The organism is Paenibacillus sp. BT-177, assembly GCF_025846815.2.
GTDB classification, from domain to species: Bacteria; Bacillota; Bacilli; order Paenibacillales; family Paenibacillaceae; genus Paenibacillus; species Paenibacillus polymyxa_C.
In genome coordinates this window covers 311,281-327,570 of sequence record NZ_JAOYTP010000004.1, presented here as the reverse complement: position 1 = coordinate 327,570, position 16,290 = coordinate 311,281, and the positions used below count along the sequence as shown (strand labels likewise).

Below are 16,290 nucleotides of genomic sequence, written 5' to 3'. Positions count from 1 at the left end.
TGAGCTTTCTTTGAATATGATGAATGCGGATTCTAGTGAAAAATAACATAATGTGAGGGTGTACTGGGTGAGATATAAAATCATAGCAGATAGTTGCTGCGACTTAACGACAGAGCTTAAAGAAAAGATGCAAGTAACTACGATTCCATTAAACATGACATTGGGTGAAAAATGCTTCATAGATGATGATACATTGGACTTGCCTCAGTTTATGGAAGAAATGAAGGCCTGTACAACCAAGATTGGTTCCGCTTCACCGTCACCTATGCTATATAAGGAAGCCTTTCAAGGCGCGCATACTTCTTTTGCCATTACATTATCCAGCAACCTGTCCAGCTCGTATTCCAGTGCATTGGTCGCAAAGGATATGGCGGAAGAAGAAGGGGCAGATGTTCATGTATTCGATTCGAAAAGCGCATCGGCTGGACAACTCTTGTTAGCTCTAAAATTACGCAAGCTGATTGACGAAGGATATCATAAAAGCGAGATTATCTCTTCTTTGGAGAGCTTTATCAGCAAGATGAAAACCTATTTTGTGTTAGAGAATCTGGATAATTTGGTCAAGAACGGACGAATGAATAAAATCACCGGAAAGATACTCTCATTCTTGCATATCAGGCCTATTTTAGGTTCAGACGGTGACGGAAACATCGCATTATTTACTCAAGCCCGTGGACAGAATCAAATCATTGAAAAGTTGGCAGATACCATTGAAAAAAGTGGTCGGAGTACCGAAGGAGAAAGCATCGTTATTACTCATTGTAATAATCTCGGACTGGCGCAAAAGTTAATGAATACCTTAAAGAACCGCTATCAATTTAAGGATATTCATATTGTGTCCACCAGGGGAATTAGTTCAATGTATGCCAATGACAAAGGAATCATTATCGCCTTTTAAAAGTATTCAGGGTTTATCCTCATGTGATGGATAAACCCTTTTTTAGTATACTGGGGCTTTGTAGGAGCTTAAGCCTATCCCAATTTTCTAATGAGGACAGAGGCATTTATGCTGGCTTGGGTTCCTTCTGCCTGTGTTTGCAGGGTAACAGCAGCAGTAGAACTATGGTTACGCAGAGTAAGGACATCACCGCATGCCAGGGCGAGAATGGCTTGCCCTGTGTTCTGCTGTGTCCCAGCTCCTGAGCCGTACACGGTTCCCTCAGCCAGTACGCCATTAATAAAGATGGCGAATTGGTTAGGTTCTATACCCGACACCGAAAAGTGGACTTCATACTTCCCTGCATCGGCTACAGCAATTTGTGTAGTCCCTGGAAGGTGAGCAATCCCAGGTGTAAGTATGCCGTTCGTATCGAAAATAACCTCCCCTTCAATCGAAACGAGTTGGGGCCTCACATTATAAATGTAACCGAACTGCGCTATATCACCTGTGGTTCTGGAATTCCCTTCAGCATCTTGATTAATATTCACACGTACAACTTGCTTTTTGACAATGATGTCTTTACCAAACGATTTCCGTTTCGAGCGGCCTCTTTTTTTGGGGGGCATTTCCTCAAACTTTTTTTCTAGCTTATCAAACCAGGCACGGACAAAAACATCTTTTTTACGGCCTTTTTTTCGGTTCAATTCAGGACGACCCAATACAAACACCTCCATATGGTTTGTTGTATAGTACTCCATTCATCTAGAGGAGGCATGGATATCTGTCCTGTGTTTCATAGGAAACGATCTATTTTGACTAAAAACAGGCTTCTGTACAAGGTACATTCGTCTAGTATGTAAAAAACACCTCCAAATGTATCCTTGGTTGTCATCTAAGGATACATTTGGGGTGCCAGTAGTAGGCTAATATCATGATGAAGCGGTTTGAAGCCGCTTTTTGCGTACATATAGGGCGTATAGGATACCGCCAAGCAGGCACAGGATACAAGCAAATCCCGCTAGTAACCAAGCTGAAGCAACTGCCCCTCCACGATCCATACTGTTTCCAAGCCATAAGGGCAGCAGGGCCCCTCCGACTCCGCCTGCACCGATAAGCAGGCTCGTGGTCGATTCTTCTGTACCTGGCATCATTTTGCTGGCAAAAACAAGAGCGATGGAAAAGATGCCGGACATGCCGAGTCCCAGCAGTACGATAAGGACAAAGGCACCAGCAGTGCCTTGGATCAACGGGAACACACACAGCAGCAGAGTCGCTGCCAGTGAGCTCAGAGCGACAAAGACACCGTAGCCGTATCGATCGGCAATGTAGCCTGTGAACAACCGTCCAAAGGCCATTGCCAACCAAAAGCAGGTGACGCTGAGTGCTGCTTCGGCTTGTGTGAGACCGAGTCGCTCAATGAACATGGAGGGCAGGAAATTGGCCAGACTCATCTCTGTTCCTACGTAGATAAAGAAAAAAACGATAAATAATGCAAGGAGCTTCCAATTGCCTATAGGGCTGCTTTTAGAAGCCTTTACGGTAGGTGACTCCGGTGAATTAGTGGCACGCTTATGGTAGTCACCTCGGTGTTCCTGTTCGTCCAATAGAGCGTCCAGTGTGCCGAAGGACCCACGCAGCCAAGCTATAGTGGCTACGGCTGCAAACAAGGAGATGATGGGAAATGCCAGTCGCCACCAACCTAGAGCAATGAATTGGCTAGCGATAGCGGGCATAGCCAAGGCGCCGATCCCGAAAAAGACTTCCAGACGGCTCATAGCCGCGCCCGTTCCTTGAGTAATACCTCCAATAACAATAGTACCAATGAGTGCTTCTACCATCCCAAAGCCAAATCCGGCTACTGCCCCGACGGCATATAGCCAGCCCCAGGGCGGCAGAAGTGAATACAGCACTTCAGCCGCACACAGCAGGAGTAGAGCAAATACCAGACTTCGGCGTTTGCCGAACGTCCGGGCAAGCCACGGTGACAGTAGGACTCCAGCCAGAAATCCGGAAAATTGAGCAAAAATCAGGCTTCCGCCATCCGTATAGGTTCTACCGTAATGCTCTAGCAACACGGGCAGTAGGGAGCCTACAACCACATGTGCTAGACCAATTAAAAAATAAGACAAGCTGCCGATCCATAGCAGTCGTTTCATGATTAACTCCTTTGGTACTAAATTACCTTTATGCAGTAAAGTGAGTGGTATAAGTCAGATTGAATTGATTATGATAGCTCCAGCACTTGAAAGCCATAGCCTTCAATAGAAATATCTCCTTCCAGGAATTTTCCGCTGATCAGCTCTTTTCCTTTTTGGTCATCCAGATGATATTGCTGTGTCTGGGCATTATGGTTCAGAACAAATAGATAAGACTTTCCATCTTTGGACCGCATAGTGACTTCTATGCCCGCAGGAGCACGCAGCAGGGATGAAATCCCTTTTTGCTCACAAATGTAGCCCAGCAGACCATCAAGGAAAGGTTCCTCAGGATCAGTAGCGACATACCACGCTTCACCTTGACCAAAGCGATTGCGTGTCAGCACTGGCATGCCCTGATAGAAATCATCGCCGTATTCCGCCAGCGCCTCGGCTCCTTCGCTATGCAGCAAGTCGCAGAGCAACCCACACTTATATTCACCTTCTAATACGCCCACTTTTTCTTTCAATATAATGCGGTTGTGTGATTCAGGCAGAAGCGCATCAATTTCCTCCACCCAGATCCCGAGTAAATTACGCAGTTTACCAGGATATCCTCCGGTTGTGACCAGATCGTTTTCATTTACAATGCCACTGAAAAAGGTCGTTAAGAAGGTGCCGCCACGCTCTGTGAATTGTTCCAGCTTCTCGGCAGTACCCGGCTTGACCATGTAGAGTACAGGCGCGATAATGAGATCATATTTTTGGAAATCTGTATCCACAGAAATCAGGTCTACCTGTACGTTACGCCGAAAGAGGGTAGCATAATACTTATGCACCTGATCCAAGTATTTCAAGGCGACAGAAGGGCCACTTGATTTTTCCAAAGCCCACCAATTGTCCCAATCAAACAAAATAGCTACTTTGGCATGAACAGTCGCGTCAAGCAGCGTGTTGCCTAAAGCGCCGAGCTCATTGCCAAGCTGTGCCACCTCGCGAAATACACGTGTGTTCTCATGCCCGGCATGCTCAATTACGGCCCCGTGGAATTTCTCGCAAGCACCGATCGAGCGGCGAAGCTGGAAAAACATGACCGTATCCGCGCCATGTGCTACAGCCTGATAACTCCATAAACGCATAACGCCAGGTCGTTTAAGTGAATTATACGCCTGCCAATTCTGTTGGCTCGGTGTTTGCTCCATCAGCATAAAGGGCTGCCCATCCTTCAAGCCGCGCATCAGGTCGTGCGCCATTGCCGTATAGCTTATCGGGGTATTAGCCCCGGGATAGCTGTCCCAAGATACTATATCCATGTGCTTAGCCCACTTAAAATAATCCAGCTGCTTAAAAAAGCCCATCAGATTGGTTGTTACCACGGCATCGGGAATATGTTTTTTAATCGCGTTATATTCCAGCAGGTAGCAATCCAGCATACTGTCTGAATTGAAGCGCGCATAATCAAGGGATATGCCCTGAAATGTGGAGTGATTTTCTCCCCAATGCTCACTCAGATTATTTGGAGGTACAATTTCATCCCAATCATAGAAGGTGTGACCCCAGAAGGAAGTATTCCACACCCGGTTTAGCTCTTCTAGTGATCCGTATTTTTGTTTGAGCCATACCCGGAACGCTGCGGCACAATTGTCACAATAGCAATCCCCGCCATACTCATTGGATACGTGCCACACGAGGATTGCGGGATGGTCTTTGTATCGCTCTGCAAGTCGGTCAGCCATCTGCTCTGCGTATTTTCGATAGGTTGGACTGTTCGGACAAGAGTTATGTCGTCCTCCGAATTTTCGCTTACGCCCGTCAGCATCGACCCGAAGAATGTCGGGATAACGGGTAGCCATCCAAGCAGGATGCGCTGCCGTACTAGTAGCTAGACAAACGAAGATATCGCTTTCATAAAGATTATCAATCAACTGATCCAGCCACTCAAAATGATATGTGATTTCGTCAGGCTGAATTTTAGCCCATGAGAAAACGTTGAGTGTGGCGATATCAATTCCTGCCTGTCTGAACATCCGTAAATCCTCCTGATGCGTGGCCTCATCCCATTGCTCAGGATTGTAATCCCCACCGTAAAATACTTTAGGAAGTTTGCTGCTTATCATGCCAATCACCTCTGTATATAAGAATAATCCTATCTTATAATACAAATAAATGCTTTTAAATATAATAAAATGAACATGTATATAACAATATGGATCTACATGAGAAATAGATACCGCATACGCCGGAGGTGCTTATTATGATTTTGACTCCCCATCATTTGCGATTTTTCCTGACTACTCGTGAGCACTCGTTACCCCTTTTTATTGAAAGTATCGGATTTAATAGCAGACAGGAGGATGTTTCCCGTCCAGAGGGCTATCCTTGCTTTCACTGGATTCAGACGGTGTCAGGTGAGGGGATGTTTACATATAAAGGGGGAACCTTCCGTTTGGGTGAGCAGTCCGGGGTTCTGCTACTGCCTGGTGAAGCCCATGCATACAGACGGGCGACCAAGGTATGGCGAACGTTATACATCACATTTGACGGACCCATCGCCGCGGCTGTATTGACTGCACTCGGATTGAAGCATACGCGAGGATACCATTGGGACCCGGATAGCGAGCTGCACAGCTTTGGGGAAAACATGCTACACTCCATGGTTAGTGAACGTGATTTGTCTGGATTAGATGCTTCGGCCAATATGTACCGTTTTCTGACTCTGCTGCGTAAACATGGACAACATAGCTCGATGCCTTCCTTATCTCATAATGTGGAACGTTTAACCCCTGTACTGACCTTTATGGAGCAAAATTATGCCAGCCCAGATGTGGGTTTAAGGGATATGGCTGTTATGATGAATGTCAGCGCTCGTCATTTAAATACATTGTTTAAGCAAGCGTTCGGTGTGACTTCGTATGCTTATCTGATTGTAATTCGGTTGCGGAAGGCTAAGGAAATGATGACAGAGTATCCGCAATTAACGGTAAAGGAGATTTCGGAGCGCGTAGGCTTCCGGGATGTCAGTCATTTTGTGGCAACTTTCCGCCGGGCGGAAGGAATTACGCCGGAAAGGTTCAAAATACTGTATACATAAGGGTATTTTATCGAAATACTCTTTCTTACTCGGGAATGCTCTTTTTAGGGAGCATTCCTTATTGTTTTTTTCTGGATGAGGGAGTATAAAATAATAGTTCATTTGTTTCATCAATCTGATGTGCAGGTGACATAATAAATATACGATTCATAGTTCTTTTGCAAAACCCTCATCCAAAGAAGGAGTCAACGAAATGCTAAGTAAAGTCAAAAGGTTATTAATCGGTCGTCCGCGAAAATCGACGGCCCTTGAAGATGAGAAACTGAATAAGCTCAAGGCACTGGCCATTCTGTCCTCAGATGCATTGTCCTCTGTAGCTTACGGAACGGAGCAGATTCTGCTGGTTTTAATTACAGCGGGCTTTGCTGCCCTATGGTATTCCATCCCTATATCCATTGCGGTATTGGGTTTGCTTATCATTCTGATCCTGTCGTATAGACAGACCATTTTTTCCTATCCTGGTGGTGGGGGAGCCTACATTGTTGCACAGGACAATTTAGGAAAGAGTCCGAGTCTGATTGCAGGCGGCTCTCTGCTGGTCGATTATATTCTAACGGTAGCTGTTAGCTCATCGGCAGGTACAGATGCCATTACATCGGCGTTCCCATCGTTACATGATCATCGAATCGCAATTGCTTTAGTGATGATTATCTTTTTGACTATAATGAACTTGCGCGGGGTGACGGAATCTGCCTCGGTGCTGGCTATACCGATTTACTTATTTGTTGTTGCCATTTTTGTTCTGATTATTAGTGGTATCATTCACTATCTGGCAGGAGGAGCCCATGCGGCGGCGCCGCAATTTGGAGCTACGGTATCCAACGTCAGTCTGTTTCTCTTACTGAAAGCATTTAGCTCGGGCTGTTCGGCGCTAACCGGTGTAGAAGCTGTCTCAAATGCCATTCCGAACTTCCGCAAGCCTGCTGCCAAAAATGCGGCAACTACATTGATGATGATGGGCTTGATTCTCGGCTGTATGTTTATCGGAATTAGTTTGCTGGCTTATTGGTACGGTGTTCGTCCTAATCCGCAAGAAACAGTGATTTCGCAAATTGCGAATGCTACTTTTGGGCGCGGTGTGATGTATTACATCATTCAAGGCGTGACAGCACTTATCTTGTTTTTGGCGGCCAACACAGCTTATTCGGCCTTTCCGTTGCTGGCTTTTATGCTCGCGAAAGACAAATACATGCCGCATATGTTCATGGTTCGTGGAGATCGACTCGGCTATTCTAACGGCATCCTGTTTCTGAGTATCTTCTCGGCATTGCTGGTCATCGTTTTTGGTGGCAACACAGAAAACCTCATTCCGCTTTATGCCGTAGGGGTATTTATTCCGTTTACCCTGTCACAGCTTGGTATGATGATTCGGTGGATTCGGCTCAAACCAGCTGGCTGGGTCGTCAAATTGGCTATTAATACGGTCGGGATGCTAACCACGCTGTCAATTACGCTTATCTTTATCTTTACTAAGTTTAGCCAGGTATGGGTAGTCTTTATCTTCCTGCCTTTGGTATTATATTTCTTTATGAAGATTAATAAGCATTACAAAAATACGGCTGAACAGCTGCGCATTGATATCACAAAGGACAAACCTATGGTCAAAGGCAACACGATTATTATTCCGGTGGCAGGCATTACACGAGTCGTCATGAATACCATCAGCTATGCCAAAACCCTGTCGGACAATGTGGTTGCTGTATATGTAGGTGTGGACGATGAAGCGATTCAAAAAATGGAACAGAAGTGGGAAGAGTGGGATGTAGGTATACGTTTAGTAGTGCTGAGATCCCGTTATCGCAGTATCATTAATCCGCTCCGCAAGTTCATTGATACAGTAGAGTGGAAAAAAGCAGACGAGGATCATATTACAGTTCTCATTCCACAATTTATCACTAAACACTGGTGGGAAAATATACTGCATAATCAGACCAGTTTGCTGATGAGAGCCTATTTGATTAACTACAAAGATGTCATCGTAACGACCGTACCTTTTCATTTAAACAAATAGGTAACAGCTGATTATAGCATGATAAAATCAACACTTTTTGACCGCATCTTGGTGCGGTCAGAGGGTGTTTTTTTACATAATGGGGATATTTACTTGGGTGATACATTTTGTGTATTATAGATACAAAATGTATCATTTGAATTTGTTATGGAGGGATACGATGCCCGAAGACAAGGGGAAGATAGAACAAGATAAGTTGCAATTTGTAGATACGCTAAGGGCGCTGGCGATTATGGGAGTGTTACTTGTGCATGTCAGTCAGCATGTGGACGGATTAAACGGTTGGTTGCAAAAAGGCTTGAGCATAGGAGCCAAAGGAGTCGCTTTATTTTATATGGCCAGCGCTTTTACGCTGTTTTTATCCCTGAGCAGGCGTTCGAGTGACAAGAGAGAAGGAATGGCGGCCTACCTGTTACGTCGTTTTTTTCGGATTGCACCCTTGTATTACGTGATGCTAGGAATCTATTTAGCTGTGAATGGGACGGGTCCACGATTTTGGCTTGGGGATCAGGAGGGGGTTACTGCCACTAATATTGCAGCCCATGTTCTGTTTTTGAACGGTCTCAATCCGTATTGGATCAACAGCATTATTGGTGTGGAATGGTCCATTGCGGTGGAATGCATGTTTTATCTGTTTATCCCCCTCTTATTTAAGTTGATTCGATCGGTTCGCCATGCGACTTGGTTTGTCGTGATGGTGCTTGTGACAAGCTTTGGGCTAAATACGGTGTTTGCTCAATATCCACTAATTAGTGATCACTCTTTATGGGGGCACTATTTGTATTTATGGTTTCCGAATCAGTTGCCTGTCTTTGGACTGGGTATATTGTTGTTTTTCATTTGGAAAGACGAGCGTCATTGGAAAAGTGTAGACGCGCTCAGTGGTGGCTTGCTGCTTGGTACTGTGCTGTTTGCGTTTTTTGGAGGTATGGCGGATTATCTCTTAGGTGTCGGGTTGCTGCTGGGAGCGTATGCTTTGTATCATTGGCAGCCGATGTGGCTGCTTAATCAGGTGTGGTCATGGATCGGCCGCCTCAGCTATAGCATGTATTTGACGCATATGCTGGTCCTGGGGCTAATCATACAGATTAAATTACCGTTTGCTCCTTTGGTCAGCCTCACACTTATGTTCATCATGACGTTGCTAATCACCGCTGGACTTTCCTGGTTTACCTACATATGGATAGAACAGCCCGGCATCCGATTGGGGAAAAAGCTTATATCACGTATAAAATCTGTACGCAAGCAGGAAGATTCGGTCAAAGAAAGTGTTGCCTAGTTGCAACTTGAAGCAGCATCAGATAACATTTGGTTGAAGTGCTTGAATAAATCTACGAAATTATTGAAAAGACCCCTTGAAAAGTAGCTCCCAGCCCTTTATATTCGATGTACATCCAAGTTTTTGAATACACCGATGAGGTTTGTTGGAATTGTAAAGGAGATGCACGTATGCTTTTGGAGCCACTCGGCTTTTTATTTTTCTCTACACTGGAAGGAGTAGCTGTTTTTGCCCTGATTTTAAGTATCTTTAAAGTTAGAATGACTCCCTATCTATGGCAGGCTATTTTTGTAAACCTGATTATGAACCTGCAAAGTTATTTGCTCCGAGAGGAATTTTCACTTTCATATTTGGTACCTGTCATTAATATGCTGCTTTTTATTTTTTTACTTGCTACGGTGGTGAAGATCCCGATTGTTTGGTCAGGTATTATGACAGTTACCGGTTATTTTGCATATGCCGTTATTCAATCGGTACTCCTGAAGGCTATGTTCGGTAACCTGCCGGTTTCTGAGCTGCAGAACGGGTCCTTGAAGGGTTATCTGTTACAAGTGGTTAGCGCAGCAACAGGACTATTTATTTCATTTATATTGTATCGAAAAGAGATCGGCTTTTCCCCAAATTTCAAAAAGCTTAAGTTCAAAGAGGAATATGGCATTGTTATTACCTTGATAATTCTGTCTCTCATTTCAACCTCTATTGTGCTTTACTATAGCGAGGTATGGTTGAGTATGATATTTTTTGCACTGGTATCGGGATTTTTTATCTACTATGCAGTCGGAAAGGAATACCGAGATGATTGAAACGATGGCCTTCAAACTTGCTAACCAGATTAAACGTATTGTGCCTGATCATCCGGCCTCCGTCCCAGTGCTTAAATACGCACTCGCTCTCATTCTGAATGCGTCTATGATCATCTTGTTGACACTATTCGCCTCATTCTTCACGGGGCGGATGGTAGAAGCTGCAACGATTCTCGTTGCTTTTGCTTTGCTGCGCCAAGTATCTGGTGGTATTCACTTGAAAACGGGTATGGCATGTGTGTTGGTGACCTCTGTAGCTTTTACATACATATCTTGCATTTCCTTAAATATTGGGTTGACAAACCTGTTTAACGGAATCGCGCTCATTCTTGTTTTATGCTTTGCCCCGTCCAGAATTGAAAAGCAGTCGCGCATTCCAGTCCGGTTTTATCCCCTCTTGCGATTGTTATCCTCCTTGCTTGTATGTACAAATTTTGTTATTGGTTCTTCTGTAGTGGCTGTTGCTTTTTTGCTTCAAAGCCTAACATTGATTCGGGGAAGGAGGTGAGTGGAATGATGAAAAAAGTAGTATACGGGTTAGCCACATCGTTGTCTATGTTTGCGACATTTGCTGTATCGGTGGCAAGTTATGTGTATGTTTATCAAGGGGATACACCCGAAGAACTGCTGAAATAAGCGAAATGCAGATTAGAAAAAATAATACATAAAGCTGCTTTAAAGCAGCTTCTTTTTATGCAAAAAAACAGGCGCTCTACGAAAGAGCGCCCGAATGGGAGAGGAGAAACCGGACGAAGAGCTTATGGGGAAACGTAAGTCTTCTCCGCGGTTGTCTACGACATTGGTTGAATGCCGATATCCTAAGGATGCCCAGGAGATGGTTTTTTATACCTGCTTCATCACTAAGTTTTTCAAACGGCGGTGCATGTGGTACGATAACGTCATAATCTTTATATGGTTATGAACACATATAGAAAATAGGTGAGTTTCAGCGTGAGAGTGGTATCGGGTAGTGCCAAAGGAAGGCCGTTAAAGGCAGTTCCCGGCACCGGGACGCGACCGACCACGGATAAGGTCAAGGAAGCGATATTTAGCATGATAGGTCCTTATTTTGATGGAGGAGTCGCGCTTGATTTGTTTGCTGGCAGTGGCGGCCTGGGGATAGAGGCGCTTAGTCGGGGAATGGACAAGGCAGTTTTTATTGATATGGAATCCAAAAGCATTGATGTCATTAAAGAAAATTTGCGAAAAACTGGATTGGAAGGAAAGGCAGAAGTGTTCCGCAATGATGCCGGACGAGCGCTCAAGGCGCTGGCAAAACGTGGAGCTCTTTTTGATGCTGTTTTTCTGGACCCGCCTTATCGTCTCAAGCACGGGGATGAATTGATGAGCCGCATGGCAGAGTTGGACTTGCTTCGTTCAGGTGCAATCATCGTGCTGGAGTATGAATCGGGACATGAGTATCCGATAAGTTTCGGACCGTTTGAACAGGTTAGAAAAGCGGTCTATGGTGAAACGGCGTTATCCATTTATCACTTTGCAGATGATGCTTTGTCAGACGCCGAAGAACATACAGAAGCCGAAGGGGGCAAATTCGGCATCACCGAATCAGACGGGGAGGACCATCATGATTGAGCACAAACCACGTGTTGCCGTATATCCGGGAACCTTTGATCCCGTGACGATGGGGCATCAGGATATTATTCAAAGAGCGGCCCGACAGTTTGATTTACTGATTGTCGCGGTTCTTAACAATATTAGTAAAAATCCGCTGTTTTCACTTGAGGAGCGAATGGAGCTGCTGCGGACGGTAACTCGCGATATTCCGAACGTTGAAGTGGACAGCTTTCGTGATTTGACAGCTAATTATGTACGTCAAAAAGGGGCTCAGGTTATTGTCAGAGGAATCCGGTCAGTGACCGATTTTGAATATGAGCTGCAATTGGCCTCTACAAATCATAAGCTGAACCCGGATGCGGAAACGATCTTTATGATGACCAATCCGGCTTATTCATATCTGAGTTCCAGTATGGTGAAGGAAATTGCGCATTTTGATGGCAAGGTCGTAGATCTGGTGTCACCAGAGGTGGAAGACGCACTGCGTGCCAAGGTTAGCGCGAATCGCGGTGGCTCCACCATGAAGTCATAAAGGAAACGGCGAGCAGAGCAAGTATAATCGTACTTAGAAGTACGACGGACAGTACGGTCAGTTGCCAGGGGTACATGGATGTTCCTTCTATTTGTGTTAATAAACTGCTGGCTCCGACCATGACAGATTGTACACCAGAGTCATTTACACTTTCCGAAAAAGAAGATACAGAACTGCGACTGATGTAAGCAGGAATTGTATTACTGACAATGTGGCTAAGCGGAGTCCATGCCGCCAAGGTCAGTCCAAAAGCAATAATCCCATGGAGCACTCGTGATAAGGTGAAGGTGATGCCCTTGTCGGAAGGTCTGGTGACGGCGGTAATTTGAAGCCAGCCGCACAAGCCGCCCCAGCCCAACACAGCGCTGATCAGCGCTGCTTGTGTACGGAGATCGTTGGGCAGACGGCTGATTTCATAGGAACCCAGATGGATTTCCATCCAGGCAGGCCACACCATAGAAAGCGTCCCTTGACCTGAGTATAGGGTCAGCAGCCGAATCAGTACGGAAAAGAAAATAATGAATCCACCTGTCACCATCAGCGTCTGTACAGCATGGGATACGGTTTCGCCTAACAGTTTTCCAAAACTGCGACCGTCCCGTTCTTTGGCAGAGCGGGTAGCTTCCCATGCGGATCGGATCAGGGAGGTGGTAGGGCGGGAAACAGAAGCGCGCCGGATGGCAGCTGGCGTTTCCCGTTTTTTCGATTTTCTGGACGATTCAGGTAATCTGGCTGTGATCCAGCCTGCCAGCAGCCCAGAAATCCAGTGAACGGCAAGTAACAGCCCGCCTACAGCAGCATTGTGCAGCAGTCCTGTGCCAATGACGAGCAGGATCGTAATCGGATTGCAGAAATGAGCGATAGCGGTCAGACGTCGAAGCTGAAGCGGGGTCATATCCTCCTGCTGTGCCCATTGGCGTACCGCTTCCGCAGCAGCCGGGAATCCCGCAGTTAGGCCGAGTGCCAACACCCAGCCGCTTCGTCCTGGCAGCCGAAACCAAAATCGCATGAACGGCTCCAGCAGAACACCTAGACCATGTACCAGACCAAAGGCGATGAGCATTTCAGATAGCATCAAAAAGGGCAGCATGGCCGGGAAAATAATGCTCCACCATAACTTAAGCCCCTGGGTAGAGGCTTGAAATACTTCTTCTGGTGAGGTGACAATAGCCACTACAAGCAAAATGGCTCCGAGGCCAAGCAGCAAGGTTGTCCAATAAGGAGCAGGGCGGGCTTCCTTTTGCATCAAAGAGTTCACCTCTCATAAATATACTAAGGAGAGTCGGATGCTGTCTCCAGCGTTTATTCACGTTCATTGTCTGGGTAGAGGTTGCTCGTACACGTTGTCGTAAACAATGTATGCTTTTTTGGAAGGCTTGAGAACAGGTGGTGCAAAGGCACTTGGGTAAGATAGGAGAAGTTAGGCTGCAAGGGGGAGAAGCAATGATGCAAATTAACCGGAAAAGAGCCTTTTTTACAACCGGTTATGTCTTAATACTGGCTGCAATGGTCTATGTGCTGGTTTATATGCCAACCCCTTATCTGATCTATGGACCAGGTGGGGCAAACGAGATCAAACCGATGGTTAAAGTACAGGAAGGGGATAGCAGCGAACGGGGGAGTTTTATGATGACGACGGTATCGGCGCGATATGCCAATGTCATCATGCTAGCTATGTCCAAGCTGGACAGCAACTCGGAGATTCAGCGCAAAGAGGATCGTCTGCATGGCAGAAGTGAAGATGAATATGCAGCAGAGCAGGTATGGTATATGGGGGATTCCCAATCTTCCGCGATGGAGGCTGCCTATACCCGTGCTCATGTTCCCTATCGCATTGTGCCGGATTATGTGTATGTATTTAAGGTTCCGGGACCAAACAGCGTGTTTGAGCCCGGAGATGAAATATTAGAGTTGAACGGTACGAGGGTAACTGATAATCATTCCATTCGGAAGGCCTTGGAGGATGAGAAACCGGGAACGCTGGCTAAAGTGAAGTTAAAGCGCGATGGAAAGTTGCTGGCAGTGCAAGCTCCATTAACAACCATCACGGACAGTGAGACGGGAAAAGAACGTTCCGGGTTTGGTGTCAGTATTGCCACGGTACAGAAGGTAGAGCCGAAGGATGGACGTAAAACGATTCATTTTACATCCACGGATGTCGGTGGTCCTTCAGCAGGTTTGATGTTTACTATGGAAATCTATAACCAGCTGACACCAGGTGACTTAAGTAAGGGATATCGTGTAGCCGGTACGGGTACTATTGATAAGGACGGTCAGGTTGGAGCGATTGGTGGTGCCAAGTATAAAATTGTCGCTGCTGACCGTCAGGGCGCGGAATTGTTTTTCGTCCCGGCGGATAATTATAAAGAGGCTAAAGCCAAAGCAGAGCAAATCGGAACCCAGATGAAGCTTGTCCCGGTTCGCAAGCTTGGCGATGCGCTGAATTATATGGAAAAGCTGCCTATTAAACCATAATGGGGGGCCGCAAGTAATCAGCATACATGTGACGGATGGCGGGACGCGGCATCCCGGCTGCATGTATGGCGACGGCGGCAGTATCCCAGTCCAGATGGGCATGTGACCCGGCAGACGGCTTGACCCATACTGGCAGGGCGGCTGTGTCTTTCATTTGCGCCAGCAGCTTGCGTCCAGCCCTGTTAAAGCCGAGCACGCGGATATAGCCGGGACCTTTCGCCAGCTCAGCGGGAGTCATATCGGCTTTGGCATGATTCAGCAAAATATGTGTACACATTCGCTGAAGCTTCGTACGAGTATAGCGTTTTGTCTTGACAGCGGCAAACAGAGCCTCCACAGAGGGCTGGGGCAGCGTGTACAGCGATTGCTGCAGACGGTGCTCCAGTCCTTCGGTGACCTCGTGCAGCTCCGCCAGCTGCTGCGGGCTGCGCGTGATCAGGGCGTTCAGCAGTGGCTGGCAGAACGCTTCCCAATGCAGCGGCGCGCGTTCTTCTTGCCACTCGCGCTGCAAAATCTCCAGGGTCGCCGCAGGTACGTACGGCGATGCGGCCTCCGGCCCGCCGTCCAGCAGTAGACGGCGGATGGCCGTGGCGCTGGCGATGACTCCGTCCGCAGGAGCCACGGCTTCGTGATAGCCCGATCCCGTGCGGGCTACCGTGAAGGGCTTGATCGTGCTGCCCAGTCGTTCCAGCGCAATCAAGTAATGCAGCCCCAGCGTATTGTTGGGCTGTTGCATAAGAGCGGCGAGCGCAGCGCCGTCCGCTCCTTCGGCCGCCAGCGCGGCTGCGGCTCCCGCGTAGGCGGCGGGATAGCTCGCGCCCTTGCTCAGGCGCTGGGCGATGCCGGCCTTGAGTTCGGCCGGCTCTGCCGCCAGCACGCGAGCCAGCGTGTGCAGCGGGGCGATGTCTCCGCTCTCGCTGCCGAAGCAGAGCGCATCGACGATGCCTGTCGCGCACAGCAAGGTCACCGCGCCGCGGGCAAACCATTCTGCGGGCTGGACAGCATAGGCTACAGGCAGCTCCAGAACCAGGTCTACGCCCATGGCGAGTGCCATTTCGGTGCGCGACCATTTGTCTGTAATCGCGGGTTCGCCCCGTTGAAGGAAGGGACCACTCATCACAGCCACCGTGCGCTGTGCACCAGTGATACGAAGAGACTCCTTCCAGTGATGGACATGTCCGTTATGCAGGGGATTATACTCTACAATGATACCGAGTGTTTTCAAAACTGTATGTCGGCTCCTTTCTTTAGTAGCTTATTTGATAACTATTTTGAGTGGTTTACTACCAGCGAATGCATGTTTTCAGGGCAGCTATCTGGTATTTCATCATGCACTTCAACAAGACCATTGAGACCTAGAGCAAAAAGCTTTATACTCGCATTATTGTACACGAAGAGTGGCGGGGGTACGAATACACACAGGTACATGATGAATACAACACATTTTTTCATCCGCATAGATCTTACCGAACCATTGGAAAACCGATGGATTTGTAAGTGGTGTAAAGT

At 47.0% G+C, this 16,290-nt stretch carries 15 protein-coding genes; 10 read left to right on the top strand and 5 right to left on the bottom strand.

What is annotated here, in order from left to right; all coding sequences use genetic code 11:
• The first annotated feature begins 67 nt into the window (after positions 1-67).
• Positions 68-898 carry a DegV family protein gene (locus OIU26_RS15075; protein ID WP_264217270.1) on the top strand — a complete coding sequence of 277 codons (831 nt, stop codon included), beginning with the start codon at positions 68-70 and terminating at the stop codon, positions 896-898.
• A gap of 74 nt (positions 899-972) precedes the next feature.
• Here the strand turns inward: OIU26_RS15075 and OIU26_RS15070 are convergent, their stop codons facing one another.
• From OIU26_RS15070 to OIU26_RS15060, 3 genes are all read right to left on the bottom strand, one after another.
• Positions 973-1,599 carry a BclA C-terminal domain-containing protein gene (locus OIU26_RS15070; protein WP_264217399.1) on the bottom strand — a complete coding sequence of 209 codons (627 nt, stop codon included), beginning with the start codon at positions 1,597-1,599 and terminating at the stop codon, positions 973-975.
• Between the two features lie 210 nt (positions 1,600-1,809).
• Positions 1,810-3,036: an MFS transporter gene (locus OIU26_RS15065; protein ID WP_264217269.1), complete on the bottom strand. Its 1,227-nt coding sequence runs from the start codon at positions 3,034-3,036 to the stop codon at positions 1,810-1,812.
• A gap of 68 nt (positions 3,037-3,104) precedes the next feature.
• Positions 3,105-5,132, bottom strand: coding sequence for a beta-galactosidase (locus OIU26_RS15060; RefSeq protein WP_264217268.1), 2,028 nt, complete (start codon positions 5,130-5,132; stop codon positions 3,105-3,107).
• A 137-nt stretch (positions 5,133-5,269) separates the two neighbouring features.
• On the opposite strand from OIU26_RS15060, the gene OIU26_RS15055 reads away from it, so the two are divergent.
• The 8 genes from OIU26_RS15055 (at position 5,270) to coaD (ending at position 12,306) form a co-directional block, all read left to right on the top strand.
• Positions 5,270-6,106, top strand: a complete 837-nt coding sequence (locus OIU26_RS15055; protein WP_019686969.1) for an AraC family transcriptional regulator — start codon at positions 5,270-5,272, stop codon at positions 6,104-6,106.
• Positions 6,107-6,299: 193 nt separating this feature from the next.
• The gene (locus OIU26_RS15050; protein ID WP_013370622.1) at positions 6,300-8,117 is read left to right on the top strand and encodes an APC family permease; all 1,818 of its coding nucleotides are present in this window, start codon (positions 6,300-6,302) and stop codon (positions 8,115-8,117) included.
• Positions 8,118-8,277: 160 nt separating this feature from the next.
• On the top strand, positions 8,278-9,396 hold the full coding sequence (locus tag OIU26_RS15045) for an acyltransferase family protein (RefSeq protein ID WP_264217267.1): 1,119 nt from the start codon (positions 8,278-8,280) through the stop codon (positions 9,394-9,396).
• 170 nt (positions 9,397-9,566) lie between these two features.
• Positions 9,567-10,199 carry a hypothetical protein gene (locus OIU26_RS15040; protein ID WP_264217266.1) on the top strand — a complete coding sequence of 211 codons (633 nt, stop codon included), beginning with the start codon at positions 9,567-9,569 and terminating at the stop codon, positions 10,197-10,199.
• A complete protein-coding gene (locus OIU26_RS15035) occupies positions 10,192-10,707 on the top strand; it encodes an accessory gene regulator ArgB-like protein (protein ID WP_436449150.1) in 516 nt (171 codons plus the stop codon). Before OIU26_RS15040 ends, OIU26_RS15035 begins: the two co-directional genes overlap by 8 nt.
• Positions 10,708-10,712: 5 nt before the next feature.
• Positions 10,713-10,835, top strand: a complete 123-nt coding sequence (locus tag OIU26_RS15030) for a cyclic lactone autoinducer peptide (RefSeq protein WP_013370626.1) — start codon at positions 10,713-10,715, stop codon at positions 10,833-10,835.
• Positions 10,836-11,150: 315 nt separating this feature from the next.
• Positions 11,151-11,792, top strand: coding sequence for a 16S rRNA (guanine(966)-N(2))-methyltransferase RsmD (gene rsmD / locus OIU26_RS15025; protein ID WP_264217264.1), 642 nt, complete (start codon positions 11,151-11,153; stop codon positions 11,790-11,792).
• Positions 11,785-12,306: a pantetheine-phosphate adenylyltransferase gene (coaD, locus tag OIU26_RS15020; protein ID WP_013370628.1), complete on the top strand. Its 522-nt coding sequence runs from the start codon at positions 11,785-11,787 to the stop codon at positions 12,304-12,306. The genes rsmD and coaD overlap by 8 nt, the downstream gene beginning before the upstream one ends.
• On the opposite strand, the gene OIU26_RS15015 is transcribed toward coaD, so the two are convergent.
• Complete coding sequence (locus tag OIU26_RS15015; RefSeq protein ID WP_264217263.1) at positions 12,269-13,552, bottom strand: nucleoside recognition protein; 1,284 nt, start codon at positions 13,550-13,552, stop codon at positions 12,269-12,271. The two genes, coaD and OIU26_RS15015, sit on opposite strands and share 38 nt — an antisense overlap.
• Before the next feature lie 197 nt (positions 13,553-13,749).
• On the opposite strand from OIU26_RS15015, the gene OIU26_RS15010 reads away from it, so the two are divergent.
• Positions 13,750-14,781 carry a SepM family pheromone-processing serine protease gene (locus OIU26_RS15010; RefSeq protein ID WP_040101586.1) on the top strand — a complete coding sequence of 344 codons (1,032 nt, stop codon included), beginning with the start codon at positions 13,750-13,752 and terminating at the stop codon, positions 14,779-14,781.
• On the opposite strand, the gene OIU26_RS15005 is transcribed toward OIU26_RS15010, so the two are convergent.
• The gene (locus OIU26_RS15005; protein ID WP_264217262.1) at positions 14,771-16,006 is read right to left on the bottom strand and encodes a nucleotidyltransferase; all 1,236 of its coding nucleotides are present in this window, start codon (positions 16,004-16,006) and stop codon (positions 14,771-14,773) included. The genes OIU26_RS15010 and OIU26_RS15005 overlap by 11 nt on opposite strands.
• Between the last annotated feature and the right edge of the window lie 284 nt (positions 16,007-16,290).

What these genes read in the sequence shown, in the direction of transcription:
- OIU26_RS15030 (WP_013370626.1), top strand. Translation starts at nt 10,713, where the DNA reads ATGATGAAAAAAGTAGTATACGGGTTAGCCACATCGTTGTCTATGTTT.
- OIU26_RS15055 (WP_019686969.1), top strand. Translation starts at nt 5,270, where the DNA reads ATGATTTTGACTCCCCATCATTTGCGATTTTTCCTGACTACTCGTGAG.
- OIU26_RS15045 (WP_264217267.1), top strand. Translation starts at nt 8,278, where the DNA reads ATGCCCGAAGACAAGGGGAAGATAGAACAAGATAAGTTGCAATTTGTA.
- OIU26_RS15040 (WP_264217266.1), top strand. Translation starts at nt 9,567, where the DNA reads ATGCTTTTGGAGCCACTCGGCTTTTTATTTTTCTCTACACTGGAAGGA.
- OIU26_RS15060 (WP_264217268.1), bottom strand. Translation starts at nt 5,132, where the DNA reads ATGATAAGCAGCAAACTTCCTAAAGTATTTTACGGTGGGGATTACAAT.
- OIU26_RS15035 (WP_436449150.1), top strand. Translation starts at nt 10,192, where the DNA reads ATGATTGAAACGATGGCCTTCAAACTTGCTAACCAGATTAAACGTATT.
- OIU26_RS15015 (WP_264217263.1), bottom strand. Translation starts at nt 13,552, where the DNA reads ATGCAAAAGGAAGCCCGCCCTGCTCCTTATTGGACAACCTTGCTGCTT.
- OIU26_RS15010 (WP_040101586.1), top strand. Translation starts at nt 13,750, where the DNA reads ATGATGCAAATTAACCGGAAAAGAGCCTTTTTTACAACCGGTTATGTC.
- OIU26_RS15065 (WP_264217269.1), bottom strand. Translation starts at nt 3,036, where the DNA reads ATGAAACGACTGCTATGGATCGGCAGCTTGTCTTATTTTTTAATTGGT.
- coaD (WP_013370628.1), top strand. Translation starts at nt 11,785, where the DNA reads ATGATTGAGCACAAACCACGTGTTGCCGTATATCCGGGAACCTTTGAT.
- OIU26_RS15050 (WP_013370622.1), top strand. Translation starts at nt 6,300, where the DNA reads ATGCTAAGTAAAGTCAAAAGGTTATTAATCGGTCGTCCGCGAAAATCG.